General features: G+C 52.0%; 17 protein-coding genes. 8 read left to right on the top strand and 9 right to left on the bottom strand.

Features of this window, described 5'->3' with window-relative positions; all coding sequences use genetic code 11:
• Positions 1-12 precede the first annotated feature (12 nt).
• The 6 genes from FGS84_RS12950 to FGS84_RS30880 all read left to right on the top strand — a co-directional run bounded on the left by FGS84_RS12950 (position 13) and on the right by FGS84_RS30880 (position 7,353).
• Complete coding sequence (locus FGS84_RS12950) at positions 13-1,806, top strand: ABC transporter ATP-binding protein (RefSeq protein WP_138308853.1); 1,794 nt, start codon at positions 13-15, stop codon at positions 1,804-1,806.
• Positions 1,796-3,565 carry an ABC transporter ATP-binding protein gene (locus FGS84_RS12945; protein ID WP_138308851.1) on the top strand — a complete coding sequence of 590 codons (1,770 nt, stop codon included), beginning with the start codon at positions 1,796-1,798 and terminating at the stop codon, positions 3,563-3,565. The genes FGS84_RS12950 and FGS84_RS12945 overlap by 11 nt, the downstream gene beginning before the upstream one ends.
• A gap of 26 nt (positions 3,566-3,591) precedes the next feature.
• The gene (locus FGS84_RS12940) at positions 3,592-4,506 is read left to right on the top strand and encodes a YitT family protein (protein ID WP_138308849.1); all 915 of its coding nucleotides are present in this window, start codon (positions 3,592-3,594) and stop codon (positions 4,504-4,506) included.
• 131 nt (positions 4,507-4,637) lie between these two features.
• The gene (locus FGS84_RS12935; RefSeq protein WP_138308846.1) at positions 4,638-5,975 is read left to right on the top strand and encodes a hemolysin family protein; all 1,338 of its coding nucleotides are present in this window, start codon (positions 4,638-4,640) and stop codon (positions 5,973-5,975) included.
• Positions 5,976-6,008: 33 nt separating this feature from the next.
• Positions 6,009-7,157 carry a sodium ion-translocating decarboxylase subunit beta gene (locus tag FGS84_RS12930; RefSeq protein ID WP_138308844.1) on the top strand — a complete coding sequence of 383 codons (1,149 nt, stop codon included), beginning with the start codon at positions 6,009-6,011 and terminating at the stop codon, positions 7,155-7,157.
• 55 nt (positions 7,158-7,212) lie between these two features.
• Complete coding sequence (locus FGS84_RS30880; RefSeq protein ID WP_171042620.1) at positions 7,213-7,353, top strand: hypothetical protein; 141 nt, start codon at positions 7,213-7,215, stop codon at positions 7,351-7,353.
• A gap of 43 nt (positions 7,354-7,396) precedes the next feature.
• Here FGS84_RS30880 and FGS84_RS12925 read toward each other — a convergent pair whose 3' ends face one another.
• On the bottom strand, positions 7,397-8,860 hold the full coding sequence (locus FGS84_RS12925) for an alanine/glycine:cation symporter family protein (RefSeq protein ID WP_138308842.1): 1,464 nt from the start codon (positions 8,858-8,860) through the stop codon (positions 7,397-7,399).
• Positions 8,861-9,341: 481 nt separating this feature from the next.
• Between FGS84_RS12925 and FGS84_RS12920 the strand changes: the two genes are divergently transcribed.
• Positions 9,342-10,115, top strand: a complete 774-nt coding sequence (locus tag FGS84_RS12920; protein WP_138308839.1) for a class I SAM-dependent methyltransferase — start codon at positions 9,342-9,344, stop codon at positions 10,113-10,115.
• Here the strand turns inward: FGS84_RS12920 and FGS84_RS12915 are convergent.
• The 8 genes from FGS84_RS12915 to FGS84_RS12880 form a co-directional block, all read right to left on the bottom strand.
• A complete protein-coding gene (locus tag FGS84_RS12915) occupies positions 10,112-10,657 on the bottom strand; it encodes a hypothetical protein (protein WP_243129962.1) in 546 nt (181 codons plus the stop codon). The genes FGS84_RS12920 and FGS84_RS12915 overlap by 4 nt on opposite strands.
• A complete protein-coding gene (locus tag FGS84_RS12910) occupies positions 10,623-11,072 on the bottom strand; it encodes a hypothetical protein (protein WP_243129961.1) in 450 nt (149 codons plus the stop codon). The genes FGS84_RS12915 and FGS84_RS12910 overlap by 35 nt, the downstream gene beginning before the upstream one ends.
• Positions 11,073-11,194: 122 nt before the next feature.
• A complete protein-coding gene (locus FGS84_RS12905; protein ID WP_243129960.1) occupies positions 11,195-11,545 on the bottom strand; it encodes an XRE family transcriptional regulator in 351 nt (116 codons plus the stop codon).
• Positions 11,546-11,690: 145 nt separating this feature from the next.
• Complete coding sequence (locus tag FGS84_RS12900) at positions 11,691-13,268, bottom strand: recombinase family protein (protein ID WP_079700475.1); 1,578 nt, start codon at positions 13,266-13,268, stop codon at positions 11,691-11,693.
• A 146-nt stretch (positions 13,269-13,414) separates the two neighbouring features.
• Positions 13,415-13,609: a hypothetical protein gene (locus FGS84_RS12895; protein WP_002334813.1), complete on the bottom strand. Its 195-nt coding sequence runs from the start codon at positions 13,607-13,609 to the stop codon at positions 13,415-13,417.
• A 72-nt stretch (positions 13,610-13,681) separates the two neighbouring features.
• Complete coding sequence (mobV, locus tag FGS84_RS12890) at positions 13,682-14,626, bottom strand: MobV family relaxase (protein ID WP_008395975.1); 945 nt, start codon at positions 14,624-14,626, stop codon at positions 13,682-13,684.
• A 183-nt stretch (positions 14,627-14,809) separates the two neighbouring features.
• Positions 14,810-15,205, bottom strand: a complete 396-nt coding sequence (locus FGS84_RS12885; protein ID WP_008395976.1) for a replication initiator protein A — start codon at positions 15,203-15,205, stop codon at positions 14,810-14,812.
• Between the two features lie 111 nt (positions 15,206-15,316).
• The gene (locus FGS84_RS12880; protein ID WP_044930679.1) at positions 15,317-15,730 is read right to left on the bottom strand and encodes a cysteine-rich VLP domain-containing protein; all 414 of its coding nucleotides are present in this window, start codon (positions 15,728-15,730) and stop codon (positions 15,317-15,319) included.
• A gap of 481 nt (positions 15,731-16,211) precedes the next feature.
• Between FGS84_RS12880 and mtnN the strand changes: the two genes are divergently transcribed.
• Positions 16,212-16,907, top strand: a complete 696-nt coding sequence (gene mtnN / locus FGS84_RS12875) for a 5'-methylthioadenosine/S-adenosylhomocysteine nucleosidase (protein ID WP_008395978.1) — start codon at positions 16,212-16,214, stop codon at positions 16,905-16,907.
• The last annotated feature ends 3 nt before the right edge of the window (positions 16,908-16,910 follow it).

Below are 16,910 nucleotides of genomic sequence, written 5' to 3'. Positions count from 1 at the left end.
TGAAAGACAATTATGAAACGATTGTTCAGCTATATGAAGGACTACAAGTTAGAGAGCATACTGGGCCCGCTGTTTAAGATGCTGGAGGCCAGCTTTGAGCTGTTCGTGCCGCTGGTGGTGGCCCGCATGGTGGACGTGGGCATCCGGGGCAGGGACACCGGATACATTCTTAAAATGGGGGGCGTGCTGGTGCTGCTGGCCCTCATTGGACTGACCTGTTCCCTGACAGCCCAGTATTTTGCTGCAAAGGCAGCTACGGGAGCAGCCACCTCCCTGCGCAATGACCTGTTTTCCCATATAGGAAGATTGTCTTATACAGAGATAGACACAGTGGGCACGGCCACGCTTATCACAAGGATGACCAGCGACATAAACCAGGTGCAGAGCGGTATCAACATGACGCTGCGCCTGCTGCTGCGCTCGCCCTTTGTGGTGTTCGGCGCCATGGTCATGGCTTTTACCGTGGATGTGCGCTCGGCCTTTGTTTTTGTGGTCACCATACCGGTGCTCTGCGTGGTGGTGTTCGGTATTATGGCGGTCAGCATGCCTCTCTATAAATCCGTACAGAGGCAGCTGGACAAGGTGCTGCTGACCACCAGGGAAAACCTGCTGGGCGTACGTGTCATCCGCGCTTTTAACAGGCAGAAAAGCGAGACAGAGAAATTTGACCGGGAAAACGGAAACCTGGTCAGGATGCAGGTGTTTGTGGGAAAGATATCAGCCCTGTTAAACCCGGTGACCTATGTCATCATAAATATTGCTGTGGTGGCAGTTATCTGGGTGGGAGCGGAACAGGTGGACAGAGGGATTATCACCCAGGGCAAGGTGATTGCCCTGGTGAATTACATGTCCCAGATTCTGGTGGAGCTTATAAAGATGGCGAACCTGATTATCATTATTTCCAAGGCCACTGCCTGCATGAACCGGGTGGACAGTATATTCCGGGTGGAGAGCAGCATTGAGGATAAGGGGAAAATGGATGGAACGGAAACCGTAAACGCCGGGTCCCGTGAGGACGGGATGTCTGCAGATGGGGAGCGCGGGCCGCGGATTCCAAAGGTGGAATTTAAAGATATGGAATTCGTGTATGCAGGCGCCAAGGAGCCGGCTTTAAAGGGTATTTCCTTCCGGGCCATGGCCGGGCAGACCATAGGCGTCATAGGCGGAACCGGCTCCGGCAAATCCACCCTGGTGAACCTGATTCCCAGGTTTTACGATGCAGCCCTAGGGCAGGTGCTGGTGGACGGAACAGATGTAAAGGATTATTCCCTGGACACGCTGAGAGAGAAGACGGGAGTGGTCCCGCAGAAGTCCGTGCTGTTTAAGGGTACCCTCCGCGACAACATGCGCTGGGGAAAACAGGATGCATCGGATGAGGAAATCTACCAGGCCCTGGATACGGCCCAGGCCCGGGAATTTGTGGATTCAAAGGGAGAGGGGCTGGACCTTCACATTGACCAGGGAGGCCGTAATCTCTCAGGCGGACAGCGCCAGAGGCTGGCCATAGCCAGGGCCCTGGTGAGAAAGCCGGAAATCCTGATTATGGACGACAGCGCCTCGGCCCTGGATTTTGCCACGGACGCCAGGCTGAGAAAGGCCATCCGGGAGAATACCAGGGATATGACGGTATTCATTGTATCCCAGCGGGCAACTACCATTAAGGGGGCGGACACCATCCTGGTGCTGGATGAGGGACATCTGGCAGGCGCGGGCACCCATAAGGAGCTTCTTAAGGACTGCCAGGTATACAGGGAAATTTGTCTTTCCCAGCTTTCAAAGGAGGAGGTGGAACGGGATGAGCAGTAAAAAACAGGCATTGGACAAAAACAGGAGCAGGGAGACCCTGAAGCGAATCCTGAAATATATCAGCCAGTACAGGTGGAGCGTTATCTTTTCCCTGTTCCTGGCCCTCGTCACCGTGGCCCTTACCCTTTACGTGCCCATTCTGACAGGCCAGGCCGTGGACCGTATTGTCTCGTCCGGCCATGTGGATTTCGCCGGTTTAAAGGGCATTCTCATGAAAATACTGGGAGCTGTGGCCATTACCTCTGTCTCCCAGTGGCTTATGAACCATATCAACAACATCATCACCTACCGGGTGGTGAAGGATATCCGTACCAGGGCTTTCAACCATCTGGAGGTAATGCCCTTAAGCTATATCGATGTCCATCCTTCAGGTGACATCATAAGCCGGATTATAGCGGACATAGACCAGTTTTCAGAGGGACTTCTCATGGGCTTTACCCAGCTGTTCACAGGCTTGCTGACCATAGCAGGCACCCTGCTGTTCATGCTTTCCATCCAGCCTGCCATCACGGCAGTGGTTGTGGTGCTGACTCCCATCTCCCTGTTTGTGGCCAGCTTCATCGCAAAAAAAACCTTTGTCATGTTCCGGAAACAGTCTGAGACAAGGGGAGAGCTGACCTCCCTGACCGATGAGATGTTAGGCAATATGAAGGTGGTCCAGGCTTTTGGCCATCAGGAGGAGGCGCAGAAGGAGTTTGAGGAAATCAATGACCGTCTGGCCGGATACAGCCTGAGAGCCACCTTTTTTTCATCCATCACCAACCCGGCCACTCGGTTTGTAAACAGCCTGGTCTATGCTGCGGTGGGGATTACAGGCGCCTACGGGGCCATCCGGGGATTTATCACCGTGGGACAGCTGACCAGCTTCTTAAGCTATGCAAACCAGTACACAAAGCCCTTTAATGAGATATCGGGGGTGGTGACAGAGCTGCAGAATGCCCTTGCGTCCGCTGCCCGCGTGTTTGAACTGATTGATGAGAGGACCATCATAGAGGACAGGGAGGATGCAGAGGTGCTCTGTGACGTAAAGGGCGGCGTGGAGCTTAAGCAGGTGTGCTTTTCCTATACGCCTGAGAAAAAGCTGATTGAGGATTTCAACCTGTCGGTACAGCCCGGCCAGCGGGTGGCCATCGTAGGGCCTACGGGCTGCGGCAAGACCACCATTATCAATCTGCTGATGCGTTTTTACGATGTGGACTCCGGCGCAATTGAGGTGGAGGGGACCGACATACGGAATGTAACAAGGGAGAGCCTGAGGACCAGCTACGGCATGGTGCTTCAGGATACCTGGCTGAAATCCGGCACTATCCGGGACAATATAGCCTACGGACATCCGGAGGCTTCTGAGGAGGAAATCATCCAGGCAGCCAGACAGGCCCATGCCCACGGATTCATCATGCGGATGCCGGACGGATACGGCACCGTCATCAGCGAGGACGGAGGAAACCTGTCCCAGGGACAGAAACAGCTGCTCTGCATTGCCAGGGTCATGCTGTGTCTTCCTCCCATGCTTATACTGGATGAGGCCACATCCTCCATTGACACCAGGACTGAAATCAAAGTCCAGAAAGCCTTTGCGCGGATGATGGAGGGCAGGACCAGCTTTATTGTGGCCCACCGGCTGTCCACCATCCGGGAGGCGGATGTGATTCTGGTCATGCGGGACGGCCGGATTGTGGAAAAGGGCAGGCATGAGGAGCTTTTGGGAATGAACGGTTTTTACGCGGATATTTACAATGCCCAGTTTGTCAGAGGATAAAGGGCGCAGGAAAAGGGGGCGGACATATGGGAGACGGACAGATGATGTCTGAATTGTATCAGGAGAATATGAAGCAGCAGAACAAAAACAGGAAGAGGAAGGACGCGGCGGCCTTTCTCTGCATCCTGTTGGGAAGCCTGATTGTAGCTGTCAATATGAATACTTTTGTGGAACAGGGAGAGCTGGTGCCGGGAGGATTTACCGGCCTGGCCAAGCTGATTCAGAGAATCGGCCTTACCTTTTACGATGTCCAGATATCATTTACCCTTCTGAACGTCCTTTTTAACGCGGTGCCGGCCGTGTTCGCCTACCGCTTGGTGGGAAAGAAATTTACAATTCTGTCCTGCATCTGCCTGCTGACCGTGTCGGTGCTGGTGGATGAGCTGCCGGTGGTTCCCATCACAGGGGACATCCTGCTGATATCTGTATTCGGCGGTATACTGAACGGCCTGGGCATGAGCCTGGTCCTTAACAGCAGGGCCTGCGGAGGCGGAACGGATTTTATCGCCATGTCGCTGTCGGCAAAATACAAGGTTTCCACCTTCAATTACATGCTGTTATTCAGCGCAGTTATTATCCTGATATCGGGAAGAATTTTTGGAATGGATAAGGCATTGTATTCCATTATTTTCCAGTTCTGCAACACCCAGGTCATCAACACCTTTTACAAGAAATATAAGAAAAAAACATTGCTCATTGTAACAGATAACCCGGCGGCCGTGTCCGCTGACCTGCTGGAGCTGACCAATCACAGCAGCACGATTTTAAAGGGCTTTGGCTCCTATTCAGCCAACAAGAAATACCTGATTTATACCGTGCTTTCGGACAGCGACGTGAGGAAGATGAAGAAACGGATACGGGAGCAGTATCCGGATACGTTCGTGAATGTCATTAATTCCAGCGACGTGGTGGGAAATTTCTACATACAGCCCCTGGATTGATTCCCCTGGGAGCTGTCCTGCTCCCAGCCATTCATCTTAATGGAATCTTTAGCTGACATTTTGCCAATCTTTATGTATAATAGTCCTTGAAACAAATCAATCTATGTAATATGAAGGAGGAATCATTCACCATGGAATCTGACCCTGAAGCGGCCAATATTTTATTCCAAATCACAATCTTAGTCATCCTGACATTAATCAATGCATTCTTTGCAGGCTCCGAGATGGCAGTGGTATCTGTCAATAAGAACAAAATCCACCGCCTGTCCGAGCAGGGCAGCAAAAACGCAGCGCTCATCGAGCGCCTGATGAAGGACTCAACGGTATTTCTTTCCACCATCCAGGTAGCCATTACCCTGGCAGGCTTTTTCTCCAGTGCGTCTGCGGCTACCGGTATCGCCCAGGTGCTGGCGGTGCGGATGGCCCAGCGGAACGTGCCCTACAGCCAGACCCTGGCAGGCGTTGTGGTGACCGTTATCCTGGCCTATTTCAACCTTGTGTTCGGCGAGCTGGTGCCCAAACGGATTGCCCTGCAGAAAGCAGAGGCCTTCAGCCTGTTCTGCGTACGTCCCATTTACTATATATCGCGTATTATGAATCCCTTTATAAAGCTGCTTTCCCTGTCCACCAGCGGCTTCCTGAAGCTGATTGGCATGCACAATGAGAACCTGGAGACAGATGTGTCCGAGGAGGAAATTAAGTCCATGCTGGAAACCGGAAGCGAGGCAGGCGTGTTCAATGACATTGAGAAGGAGATGATTACATCCATATTTTCCTTTGACGATAAGCGGGCCAAGGAAGTGATGGTGCCCAGACAGGACATGGTGGCCCTGGACATAGGTGAGCCCCTGGAGGCGTTCCTGGATGAGATTCTGGAATCCATGCACTCCAAGATTCCTGTGTACGAAGGTGAGATTGACAATATCATAGGCATCCTGTCCACCAAGACACTGACCATAGAGGCCAGGAGGACTTCCTTTGATAAACTGGATGTCCGTTCCCTTTTAAAGCCGGCCTATTTTGTGCCTGAGAACCGCAGGACAGACGCCCTGTTCCGGGAGATGCAGGCAAATAAAATAAAACTGGCGATTCTGATTGACGAATACGGCGGCGTGTCCGGCATGGTTACCCTGGAGGACCTGATTGAGGAAATCGTGGGAGATATCCATGACGACTATGAGGAGGAGGAGCCGGAGCTTACGGAGCTGGAACCCCATAAGGTTTACCGGGTGTCAGGCGGCATTCCCCTGTTTGATTTAAAAGAAGAAATGCATCTGCATATGGACAGTTCCTGCGATACCCTGTCCGGATACTTAATGGAGCAGCTGGGATATATACCGTCCCGGGAACAGCTTCCCCTGACAGTTATGACACCGGAAGCTGATTATGAGATATTGGAAATGGAAGACAGGGTTATCCAGTGGGTGAAGCTGACCCTTAAGGAGACGAAAAAGGAACCGGAAGAGTGATGTACAGGGTATGATACAAAGGAGGGAAAGTAAATGAGTTTTCTGTTGGAGGGCATTACGGCGGTAACCTGGCAGCAGGCCGTCATGTATGTGGTGGGAATCATCCTTATCTGGCTGGCGGTTAAGAAGGAATACGAACCTTCGCTTCTTCTGCCCCTGGGCTTTGGCGCTATACTGGTGAACCTGCCTTATTCCGGCGTGGTGGACCAGATGGTACAGGGAAAGATTCCTGCGGCCGGAATCATAGAATGGCTGTTCAAGACCGGAATCGAGGCGTCGGAGGCAATGCCAATCCTGCTTTTTATCGGAATTGGCGCAATGATTGATTTTGGACCGCTGCTGAGCCAGCCAGTACTGTTCCTTTTCGGGGCAGCGGCCCAGTTTGGAATCTTTGCAGCCATCCTCATTGCATGTCTTATGGGCTTTGACCTGAGGGACGCTGCCTCCATCGGCATCATCGGCGCGGCGGACGGACCCACCTCCATCCTGGTATCCCAGGTCCTGGGGTCCAGGTACATCGGCCCCATAGCGGTGGCGGCCTACTCCTATATGGCCCTGGTTCCCATTATCCAGCCCTTTGCCATCCGCCTGGTGACCACCAGGAAGGAGCGCTGCATCCATATGGAGTACAATCCCAAGAGCGTGAACCGGCAGCTGCGCATTGCTTTTCCCATTGCAGTGACCATGATAGTGGGGCTTATATCGCCTCAGTCCGTGGCTCTGGTAGGTTTCCTCATGTTTGGGAATTTACTTCGGGAATGCGGCGTCCTGGGCAGTCTGAGCCAGACAGCCCAGAATGAATTTGCCAACATCATCACCCTGCTTCTGGGCATTACCATTTCATTCAGCATGAGGGCGGAGCAGTTTGTGAATCCGGCCACTCTGATGATTATGATTCTGGGACTGGTGGCCTTTGTATTCGATACCATCGGCGGCGTGCTCTTTGCAAAGCTGGTAAATGTATTCCTTAAAATGGCAGGTAAGAAACCGGTGAATCCAATGATTGGGGGCTGCGGCATATCCGCCTTCCCCATGTCTTCCAGGGTGGTGCAGAAGATGGCTGCCAGGGAGGAACCGGGCAACATCATACTGATGCAGGCAGCGGGCACCAATGTATCGGGCCAGGTGGCATCGGTCATTGCAGGCGGACTGGTCATCAGCATTGTATCCCAGTATCTGTAGGACAAGGGAGGCAGGTGCAGACAGGCTCTGCGCATTGCGGCAAAGGAGGAAGCATATGAATATGGAACATGTGGGAATTGCCCTGGAAATCATGGGAAAAGGCATGGGCGGAATCTTTGCTGCCATTATCATCATCATGGCGGCGGTGATGGTGCTGGGCAGCATAACCAAGGACCATAAGGATGACAGCGAATAAACAGGAACGGGAGCACTGGCAATCAGCGTGCTCCCGTTTCTGTTTATTGTTTGAAAAAGGGAAGGACTCCCTGGTCGCTGACCAGGGGAATCGGGGTTTTATCCTTTTCATCCAGGTGCGCCAGGTAATATCTGGTGTCTCTGGCAATCACACCGGACAGAAGCAGGACTGCAATCAGGTTGGGAACAGCCATCAGCGCATTGAGGGTGTCGGCAATGGACCACACCAGCTCCAGCTGAATGACCGGGGCAGCCACTAGCACTGCAATCCATGCCACACGATAGGGGATTACACCCCGCTTGCCCATCAGATATTCCAGGCAGCGCTCGCCGTAGTAAGACCAGCCCAGAATGGTGGAATAGGCAAAGGTAATGATGCCCACGATGAGTATGGGCTGCCCGATGTATGGAATCAGGCTGAAGGCTGCGTTGGTCAGCCCGCCGCCGGACAGGTTGGCCACATTTATGGCATCATGGCCAATGATGCTGCTGACCAGTACCAGTCCGGTCATGAGACACACCACAACCGTATCCCAGAAGGTGCCGGTGGCAGATACCAGAGCCTGGCGCACCGGGTTGCGGGTCTGGGCGGCAGCGGCCACAATGGGAGCGGAACCCATGCCGGATTCATTGGAAAAGAGACCTCTGGCAATTCCGTACCTGGCTGACATCATGATGCCGGTCCCGGCCAGGCCGCCGGCAATGGAACGGACCTCTGTGAAGGCGCTCTTAATGATAAGGGAGAAGGTCTGGCCCAGGAAGGCGCGGTTGATGAACAGAATCACAAGGCAGCCCGCCACGTAGAAAAAGGCCATGAAGGGAACCAGCTTTTCACATACCCTGGCAATGGATTTTACGCCCCCGAAAATTACCAGACAGGTGATAGCTGCCGTGACAAGACCCACTGCCAGGCTGATGGCCCAGGGGTATGTATCCAGAATATCCTTAAGGCTTCCGGAGCCGGCCATGACGGCAGGGGCAACATTGCTGTTTACAATGCTGGATATGGCATTGACCTGCACGCCGCATCCTATGCCGAAGGATGTAAGGGTTCCAAGGACTGCGAAAGCAATGCCCAGCCACCGCATGTTAAGACCGCGTTCCAGAGCATACATGGCGCCTCCCAGCATGGTTCCGTCCTTGGTGCGCACCCTGTACTTTACTGCAATCAGGGATTCGCCGTACTTGGTGGCGATGCCGAATACGCCTGTGAGCCAGCACCAGAGCACGGCGCCCGGTCCTCCCAGGGCTATGGCCGTACCCACGCCTATGATATTTCCTGTGCCGATGGTGGAGGCCAGGGCGGTGGTGAGGGCCGCAAACTGGCTGATATCACCGTGGGTATCCTGGTCCCTGGTGACGGACAGGCGGATACCCGTAAAGGTCATGCGCTGGATGAATCCTGTTTTGAAGGTGAGGAAGAGATGGGTTCCGAAGAGAAGGCCAATCATGGGAATGCCCCAGAGGCAGTTATTGATGCCTTCTACGATACTGCTTACCAGTTCCATAATGATACCTCATTTCCCCGCAGCCGTAATGTAGTGTGAGGGATACGGCTTTGGTCTGAATAATATCAACTAATCTACCACAAAAAAATGGAAAAAGCAAGAAAATACGGTTTCAGATATAAAAATAGGGTGAAAACACGAAATCTTATTGTTTTTATTTATAATACAAAAAAATATGCTGAAAACAGCCGGAAAAGCCTTATGTATTTACCCCTTCGGGCATAAGGGAGTATAATGATTACATCCCGAAGCTGTAAGGACAATTGGAGAATCAGACAGGGATACGTGCTGATAGCAGCAGACACACAGGCCTGTTTTGTGGCCGGCAAGGAGGAATTATGAGAAAAAGCATGTCAGATAACTACCCGGCGCAGCCTTAAGGCAGACAGCCATTGTGTCGGGATGAAAGAATCAGGCTGTCATTTCCGGGGCTGCGCCCTATCCATGGAACCAGGTGATGAATAGGGAAAGGAGCAGCGCTATGAAGACTGAGGAATTAAAAAAGATATGGAAAGCCGAGGAGGCTTTGGCCCACATTCACGGGTGGGATTTTTCGCACATAGAAGACAGGTACAGGGAGGAGGGCGGCCTGCCCTGGGATTACAGGACAATTATCCTGTCCCATCTTAAAGACAGGGACTATCTTTTGGATATGGACACAGGGGGAGGCGAGTTTCTCCTGTCGCTGGGCCATCCATACGGCAGGACCAGTGCCACTGAGGCATATCCGCCCAATGCAGAGCTGTGCCGGAAACGTCTGGCGCCTCTGGGAATTGATTTCAGGGAGGCGTCGGGAAATCTTCCTCTGCCGTTTCCGGACAGCTGTTTTGATATGGTCATAAACCGTCATGGGAATTATGCTGCAGAGGAAGTGTACCGCATCCTGAAGCCGGGAGGTATATTCATAACCCAGCAGGTGGGGGAGGAGAATGACAGGGATTTGGCAGGGCTGCTTTTGCCGGGCACGCCCAAGCCCTTTCCAGGAATGAACCTGAAGCTGCAGTCACGGACCCTTACCGGGGCAGGCTTTGAAATCATGGAAAAAGGCGAAGCCTTCCGCCCTATACGTTTTTTTGACGTGGGAGCCCTTGTCTGGTTTGCCAAAATCATTGAGTGGGAATTTCCGGGCTTTTCCGTGGATGGCTGCCTGGACAGACTGTTTGCTGCCCAGGACCTTCTGGAGTCACACGGCTCTGTTGACGGGACCATCCACCGCTATATGATGGCTGCCAGGAAGAAAAGGCCCGTGGATTAAGAGACTGTGATTTCCGCCCACAGATGTCTGGCAGCCAGGGAAACCAATGCCATGGCAATGCATATAAACAGGGCCGGAAGATAAAGCCTTGCCGAGAAGGTCTGGAAGATAAACCCGCAGACCAGCTGCCCCAGGGGAGCCGCACACTGTGCTGCCGCCGTGATAATGGCCATCACCTTTCCCGGATTTTCGTTGGGGGTTTCTTTCTGGACCTTTGTGACAATGAAGATGGAGATGATGGTCATAATCATGGCAATGGACACAGCGCATGCCAGGAATAACAGGTAGGACGGATAAAAGCCGCAGCTAATCAGAGCAGGGGTCACAGACAGGGCCATGGGAAGAATCAGCAGGGTGATGGCTGCCAGCAGGCGGTAAAGGTTATCCATGCGCATCTTCCCAGCCACGGCTCCGATGGACAGGGCCTGGACTCCGTTTACAAGACCGTTGGCGCCTTCCAGATGTTCTTCCTTTACCAGTAGGGGAATGCTGGCTGTTACCGCTGGTTCATACATGGAGCTGATGACGGAAAGCAGCATCATGACAGCGGCTGTAAGAAGAATGGAAGTCCCTCCCTGACCGGGGCTGCGGTTTCTGGTGGGACTCCGGTTTCTGGCGGGACTCCGGCGCAATGGTGTTTCCTGCGGCCAGAATCTGTTTCATGGGCTCAAAGGTTCCGGCTTCAGCGCCCAGGACAGCTTCCATGGCAGCTATGAATCCATTTACCTTTTGCTCCATCTCCGCTGGCGTCCATGCAAACATGGAGGAATCAAACAGTACCTGGCCGGAGGCCAGCAGTATCTGTATGGCTTCCAGGGGATATTCCGTGGAGAATATATGCTGCTCCACGCCCTGGGACACCACCTGGCCCAGGATAGGTGAGAGCGCCAGGATGGAGCGCACAATGCTTTTTTCGTGCATCTGCGCGTTGACCGGCAGATGGAATTCCTCAATCATCCATCCGCTTCTTTAACAATGCGTGCCATGTTCTGCCCTCCTATTCTGTAGACCGACCGTCGGTCTATTGAGTATCATACAGGATACAGAGAGCAATGTCAATGGGATTTTGGAAAAAGGGCCTACAGACTGGTTGAGAAAAGCCCGTGGCTGCTGCAGCAGATATACAGCATTCCGTGATGAGTCCTGGGAAAGCGTGCCTGGGCTGCCTGTTCGGGGTACAGCTTAATTAAAAGCACCCTGTCCCAGGCAGCGTATGCCATAAATGTAATGTAGTGCTGTTTTTCCATACCATGTTCCAGAGTGATGTAATAATCACCTTCCACCTCCTCCGCGGACACACGGTGGGACAGGTCTGCCGGTCTGGCCTCCAGGGGATTCAGCTTCCTGCCGCAGCAGGAGATTTCCGCCATGCCCGTGCCTGTTATCACATTGCCGCAGACAGGGCACATATAGAATTTAATTCGTTTCATATTTCCTCCATCTTTTTCATTGGGTTCCAAATCGCCCAACAGTATTTTTTCAATATTTACCCCCAAGACATCTGAAAGCTCCTGAAGCAGGGAGACATCAGGACATCCAATGCCGGTATCACATAGTTAAAAATATTGGTGTCATTTAATCAATTTTGCCGATAAAGCGGTAGAAGATTTCTACCTCCTGTTCCCGGCTTCCGTCCTCACCTTTGACCGCTTCATGGACAACGATTTTTTCAATCAGCGTATTCAAAAGTTCGGCGGTCAGTTCTGTTGGATTGACGCACTCTTTCATCAAGGCAATCCATTTTTCTGCGTCTGCGGCGTTCTGGCTTTCAGTGGCGATAGCGGATTGAAGCTGTTCAATCTTTGTGTCCAGTTCAGCCTGTTCGCTCTGGTACTTCCCGGACAGCATAGAGAAGTTGTATTCTGTGATACGCCCCGCCGCCCAGTCCTCATACATCCGGGCAAACAGGGTATCGACTTCGGCTTTCCGCTTCTCCGCTTTGTTCAACTCTGCGGCTTGCTTCTTTCTTGCGGCGGCCTGTCCCTTGTCATTGGCGTTTAACAGCCGCTTCAAGAGCCGTTCTTCATCATGCTGTACCAGCCCCGACCAGTATTGCAGACGGGAGAGGACATAGGCGTAAAGCACATCATAGCGGATATAATGCATGGAGCATTGGCGTGTGCCCTGTCCGTACTTGCTACAATGATAATGGCCGTAAGGCTTGCTGTTCTGCCTGTTCTCCCCATAGGACAACGACCAGCCGCAATCCGAACATTTTACCAATCCGGAAAAAATCTGTGTTGTACCGTCCTTGCATTTTCTGCGGCGGTTTGCTATCTGCTCCTGTACCTGCCGGAAAACCTGTTCGCTGATAATCGGCTCCTGCGTGTTCTCCACCCGCACCCATTCACTTTGGGGCTTGCGTATCCTCCGCTTGTTCTTAAAGGAAATGTTTGTTTCCCGGTAGTGGATGGTATGGCCGATATAGGTTTCGTCTTTCATAATGCTCTTGACCTGCGCTATCGTCCATGCGTAGCTTTTTTCCTCTGGCGCACCCGCATAGATGTTTGCGAAAGTCCCGTCACGCTGGAAGTTGATAAATCCCGGCGTGGGAACCTTTTCCGCAATCAGTATTCTTGTGATACTGGCCGCCCCTCTGCCATGAATGGCGAGGTCAAAAATCTTCTCCACTATCCAGCGGGTTTCCTCGTCGATTATCAGCTTGTTTTTGATTTCCGGGTGTTTCCTGTACCCGATGGGAGCATAAGCGCCGATACGCTGTCCTGTGGCAAACTTTGCTTTGAAAGCGGCCTTTACCTTGCGGCTTGTATCTTTCGCAAACCATTCATTGAACAGGTTTTTGAACGGGACAAAATCGGAAAGCCCTTTCTCTGTGTCCTCATTCTCCGCAACGGCGATGTAGCGCACCCGTTTTTCCGGGAACAGAAATTCCAGATAGTAGTCCATCATCACATGTTCCCGCCCGAAACGGGAAAGGTCTTTCGTGACAATGCAGTTTACTTTTCCGGCTTCCACATCGTCCATCATGCGCTGAAAATCCGGGCGTTCAAAGTTCGTCCCCGACCAGCCATCGTCCACATACTCACCGACTACATGAAGTCCCTGTTCCTTTGCGTACTGTTGCAGGATTGTCCGCTGTGTTTCAATGCTTACGCTGTCACCATAGTTTTCATCGTCCCGGCTCAATCTCATATAAAGCGCCGTGTTGTAAATCGTAGTATTGTAAGGTTGTTTCACCGTTAAAAATCCTCCTTCTTAAAGAAACAACCCACGCTTACAATACTTTTGCTCTATGGCAATTATATCATAAGCGTGGGCGTGTTATCAATGATGGGCTATCAGGTTGAAGCGGCTTTTTCTGCGGTATGCCGCACCACATCTACAATCAGATCACCGAGGGGCTTCCCGCCTGCGGCGAAGTGTTCGGAGATTTTTATACGGTTGTTCCCACATACAAAATACTGCGTGCCGTTCTCTGCTTGTATGACCTGCCCTGTCCGGGGCGTAAAAATATCGCTTTCGCTTTTTGCCATCCAGTGTCCTCCATATTCAGTTTTCAAGGTACAATGCCGCACAGGGGCGGCGAAAATTTCTGCTTATATCTATCACCTTTCCTTTACTGTGTGCCGCTGTTGCCGTTTCACCTGCGCCAGCACTTCCGGCGGGATACGGTCAACGAAATTGCGGAGATTGTGTAATTCGCTTTCCAGCGTTGCCCGTTCCATGCGGTCTTTCATCTTGCCTTGCTCACTGGCCTTTGCCCTTGCTTCCAGCTTTTTGTTTTCTTCCAGCAGGTCATTGATTGTGACCTTGTACTTTTTCAACTGCCCGGAGAAGTTCTCCATCTGCGGGAACCACTTTTTCAGCATGAAGAGGGCTTCCTCTTTTTTCTTTCCGGCGTTCAGCGGGTTAATGCCGTCAAGGGCGGCTTCAATGGCTCTGGCCTGTTTGGAGAGGGAAACCGCCTGTTTGAAAAGCCGGGTGGGGATATGCTTCCGGCCTGTCTTGCTGGCACTCTCCCCACGCTCCAAGTCGGGATATTTCACCACCATATAGGCGTGAAAATCGTCCTGCCACTTCGTCAGGTTTGCCCGGTTGCCGATAATCTCCTTTGCACACAGGCGGTTGTCCTTTGTCAGCGGAACAAAGGTCAAATGCAGGTGGGGCGTTTTCTCGTCCATGTGTACCACCGCCGACACGATATTTTCCCGTCCTACCCGGCCAATGAGGAAATCTGCCGCCCTTTGGAAGAACGCCTGTATCTCCTTTGGAGATTTCCCCTTGAAAAACTCCGGGCTGGCGGTTATCAGCGTATCGACAAACCGTGTGCTGTCCTTGCGGGTTCGGCATCCGGCCTGCTCGATACGGCTCTGAATGAAGTGGTAATAGCGTCCCTCCGGCTTGACGATATGGAAATTGTATTTGCTCCGGCTTGTGTCAATGTCGGGGTTACTGGCGTATTGTTCTTTCTGCCTTTCGTGATGGGCTTCCAGCGGCCTTGCCGGGTTGCCCTTGTGCTTCTCAAACCGCAAAATTGCGTGTTGTGCCATTCTGCTCCTTTCCCCATTCCTTTCCTATCCTGGGTTTTCCACAGGGAAAATCCTGCCAGAATTATCTCTGATACGATAGGAATGGAATGGATATAAATAAATCATTTTAATCTTTGTATTTCTATATACCGTCCGGTTTTCGTACTTTAGGGGGGCGGTTTCCGTACTTCAAGGGTACGGTTTTCAGTCCTCCGGCGTACCAGAACGGGATTTCTTGAAGTCGGTGTTTGGAACCGCTTCATAGGATTTTGGAAAAATGCGGTTGGGTTTTCCACAGCCCTGCTTCTGGATCTCCACCAGTCCGGCGTATTGCAGTTCCCGCAGGGTGTTCACCGCTTTCTGCCGCCCACAGTGGAGCAGGTCAACCACTTCGCAGATAGGGTAATACAGGAAAATCCGTCCGCAGTCATCCGCCCACCCATTCTTGCGGGATAACTCTGTCCGGCGCAGGATAAAGGTGTACAGAACCTTTGCCTCGTTAGACAGGGGCTTGAATGTGGGGGCTTCAAAGAGAAAATTCGGGAGCCGGGTGAAGCTGAACGCCTTTTCCGGCTGATGAATGTAAATCGTGTTTGTCATATCGTGTTTTGTGGACGGTTAGAAGCCCGTTTTCCGGGGCGGGCGATACTTTATACCACCTGCCCCGGTTTGGGGCTTGCGGAGCCTAATAAATCAAGGCTTTTTTCGCTCCTAACTGTCCACAGCAGACCTCCTTTTCCGTTCACTTTCTGTTTTCTGCCGCCTGTGAACTCTGGCGGCACAGCCGGGGCAGTATTTTGCCCGGTTGGATTTGGGGACGAACACACCGCCGCAGACCACACAGCGTTTCAAGTCCTTATCCCGGAAAATCTCCGCTTCCAGCGTCCCGTCCAGCGGCAAGACCGCCCAGCGGAACCACTTACAGCAGACCGAGAAAGAAACTGTCTGCGGGCAGGTGCAGGTGTCCCCATCATCAAGGACAATGCAGTTGCCGTCCTCACAGCAACAGCACTCCTGGCGTATCAGGCTGGCCGCCTGTTTCCTTTGCGCCGGTGTCATGCGGTAAAGGGAACCGTCCGGCCTGCGTTCCAGCGGCGGCAAGTCTTTATAGGGGTTATCTCTCATGCGTTCCCTCCATTTTGCTTTCCGTTGCCGTTCTCCCCGAAAAGGTTTCTTGCCCCATGCCTGCGGCGTGTTCCCAACAGGGGCCCCCGCAAAGTCGTCAGACTTTGTGGGGAGAGGAGCCGCAGCGGAGCGAGTGAGCTTTCGCCCTCTGGCGGAAGCGAATGATACGCAGCTTGCGGCGACGAGGCACGCTCCCCGCAACTTCGGGACAACTTGTCCCGAAGTGACCTCTGGACAAAGTGTCCAGAAGCTGGCTCCTTGCAGTGCTTCCCCAGCCGGGGTATTCCTTTTTGGACGGTCATTCTGTTTTCAAGGTGCTGTCCATCGATGAACTACCCTAAGTCTACACCTAAATGACCGCCCGTCCCGTATATCCGAAAGGTAGGAAATCGGCTTAAAAAACAGGCTATTTCCGTGCTCTCGGAATTATGGTAAAATAAACATAAAAATTGGCTTTCAAGCCATAGGAGGACAATAATCTATGAAAATCGGAATTTTATGTGCGGGTGACGAAGAACTCGCCCCATTTTTGCCCTTGATAAGCAACTGTAAGATAACGGAAAAAGCTATGCTGAAATTCCATGCTGGACAGATTGATAGTGTAGAAGTTGTCGCCCTGTTTTCCGGCGTGTGCAAAGTAAATGCCGCCATAGCCGCTCAGCTTTTGATAGATGTATTTTGCGTGGATATAATTATCAATTCAGGGACAGCGGGCGGTATGGAGCCAGAACTTGAAATATTCGATACAGTTATCTCCACAGAAGTTTGTTACCACGATGTAGCGCCAGACATTTTAACGGAATTTCATCCGTGGATGAATTCTGTGTTTTTTGTGGCAGACCCAAAGCTGATAGATATGTCAAAGTCTGCTGTTGACAAGCTTTCAACTTCTGGAAAGGTAGTTTGGGGCCGTATGGTAACGGGAGAATCGTTTATAACCGATGAGAGCCGGCAAAAAATAAACGATGAATTTGCTCCCTTGACGGTTGACATGGAAACTGCCAGTATCGCTCATGTCTGCTATGCAAATGACATACCGTTTATCGCCATTCGGTGTGTGACCGATACTGAAAAACACAGCGGAGTTGATAATTTTGACGGAAACTGTGCAAAAGCATCAAGTATTGCCAAAGATATTACGGTTGCTTTATTAAGAGAAATCAAAAAGTCGTGGTAAGAT

The sequence above is a fragment of the Clostridium sp. 1001271st1 H5 genome, from assembly GCF_005845215.1.
GTDB lineage: Bacteria > Bacillota > Clostridia > Lachnospirales > Lachnospiraceae > Enterocloster.
The sequence above is the reverse complement of the archived record's forward strand: the minus strand, read 5'-3'. Positions and strand labels throughout refer to the sequence as shown.

Excerpts from the sequence above, each read along its gene's own strand:
- FGS84_RS12950 (WP_138308853.1), top strand. The coding sequence starts at position 13 with ATGAAACGATTGTTCAGCTATATGAAGGACTACAAGTTAGAGAGCATA.
- FGS84_RS12945 (WP_138308851.1), top strand. The coding sequence starts at position 1,796 with ATGAGCAGTAAAAAACAGGCATTGGACAAAAACAGGAGCAGGGAGACC.
- FGS84_RS12940 (WP_138308849.1), top strand. The coding sequence starts at position 3,592 with ATGGGAGACGGACAGATGATGTCTGAATTGTATCAGGAGAATATGAAG.
- FGS84_RS12935 (WP_138308846.1), top strand. The coding sequence starts at position 4,638 with ATGGAATCTGACCCTGAAGCGGCCAATATTTTATTCCAAATCACAATC.
- FGS84_RS12930 (WP_138308844.1), top strand. The coding sequence starts at position 6,009 with ATGAGTTTTCTGTTGGAGGGCATTACGGCGGTAACCTGGCAGCAGGCC.
- FGS84_RS30880 (WP_171042620.1), top strand. The coding sequence starts at position 7,213 with ATGAATATGGAACATGTGGGAATTGCCCTGGAAATCATGGGAAAAGGC.
- FGS84_RS12925 (WP_138308842.1), bottom strand. The coding sequence starts at position 8,860 with ATGGAACTGGTAAGCAGTATCGTAGAAGGCATCAATAACTGCCTCTGG.
- FGS84_RS12920 (WP_138308839.1), top strand. The coding sequence starts at position 9,342 with ATGAAGACTGAGGAATTAAAAAAGATATGGAAAGCCGAGGAGGCTTTG.
- FGS84_RS12915 (WP_243129962.1), bottom strand. The coding sequence starts at position 10,657 with ATGATGCTGCTTTCCGTCATCAGCTCCATGTATGAACCAGCGGTAACA.
- FGS84_RS12910 (WP_243129961.1), bottom strand. The coding sequence starts at position 11,072 with ATGATTGAGGAATTCCATCTGCCGGTCAACGCGCAGATGCACGAAAAA.
- FGS84_RS12905 (WP_243129960.1), bottom strand. The coding sequence starts at position 11,545 with ATGAAACGAATTAAATTCTATATGTGCCCTGTCTGCGGCAATGTGATA.
- FGS84_RS12900 (WP_079700475.1), bottom strand. The coding sequence starts at position 13,268 with ATGAGATTGAGCCGGGACGATGAAAACTATGGTGACAGCGTAAGCATT.
- FGS84_RS12895 (WP_002334813.1), bottom strand. The coding sequence starts at position 13,609 with ATGGCAAAAAGCGAAAGCGATATTTTTACGCCCCGGACAGGGCAGGTC.
- mobV (WP_008395975.1), bottom strand. The coding sequence starts at position 14,626 with ATGGCACAACACGCAATTTTGCGGTTTGAGAAGCACAAGGGCAACCCG.
- FGS84_RS12885 (WP_008395976.1), bottom strand. The coding sequence starts at position 15,205 with ATGACAAACACGATTTACATTCATCAGCCGGAAAAGGCGTTCAGCTTC.
- FGS84_RS12880 (WP_044930679.1), bottom strand. The coding sequence starts at position 15,730 with ATGAGAGATAACCCCTATAAAGACTTGCCGCCGCTGGAACGCAGGCCG.
- mtnN (WP_008395978.1), top strand. The coding sequence starts at position 16,212 with ATGAAAATCGGAATTTTATGTGCGGGTGACGAAGAACTCGCCCCATTT.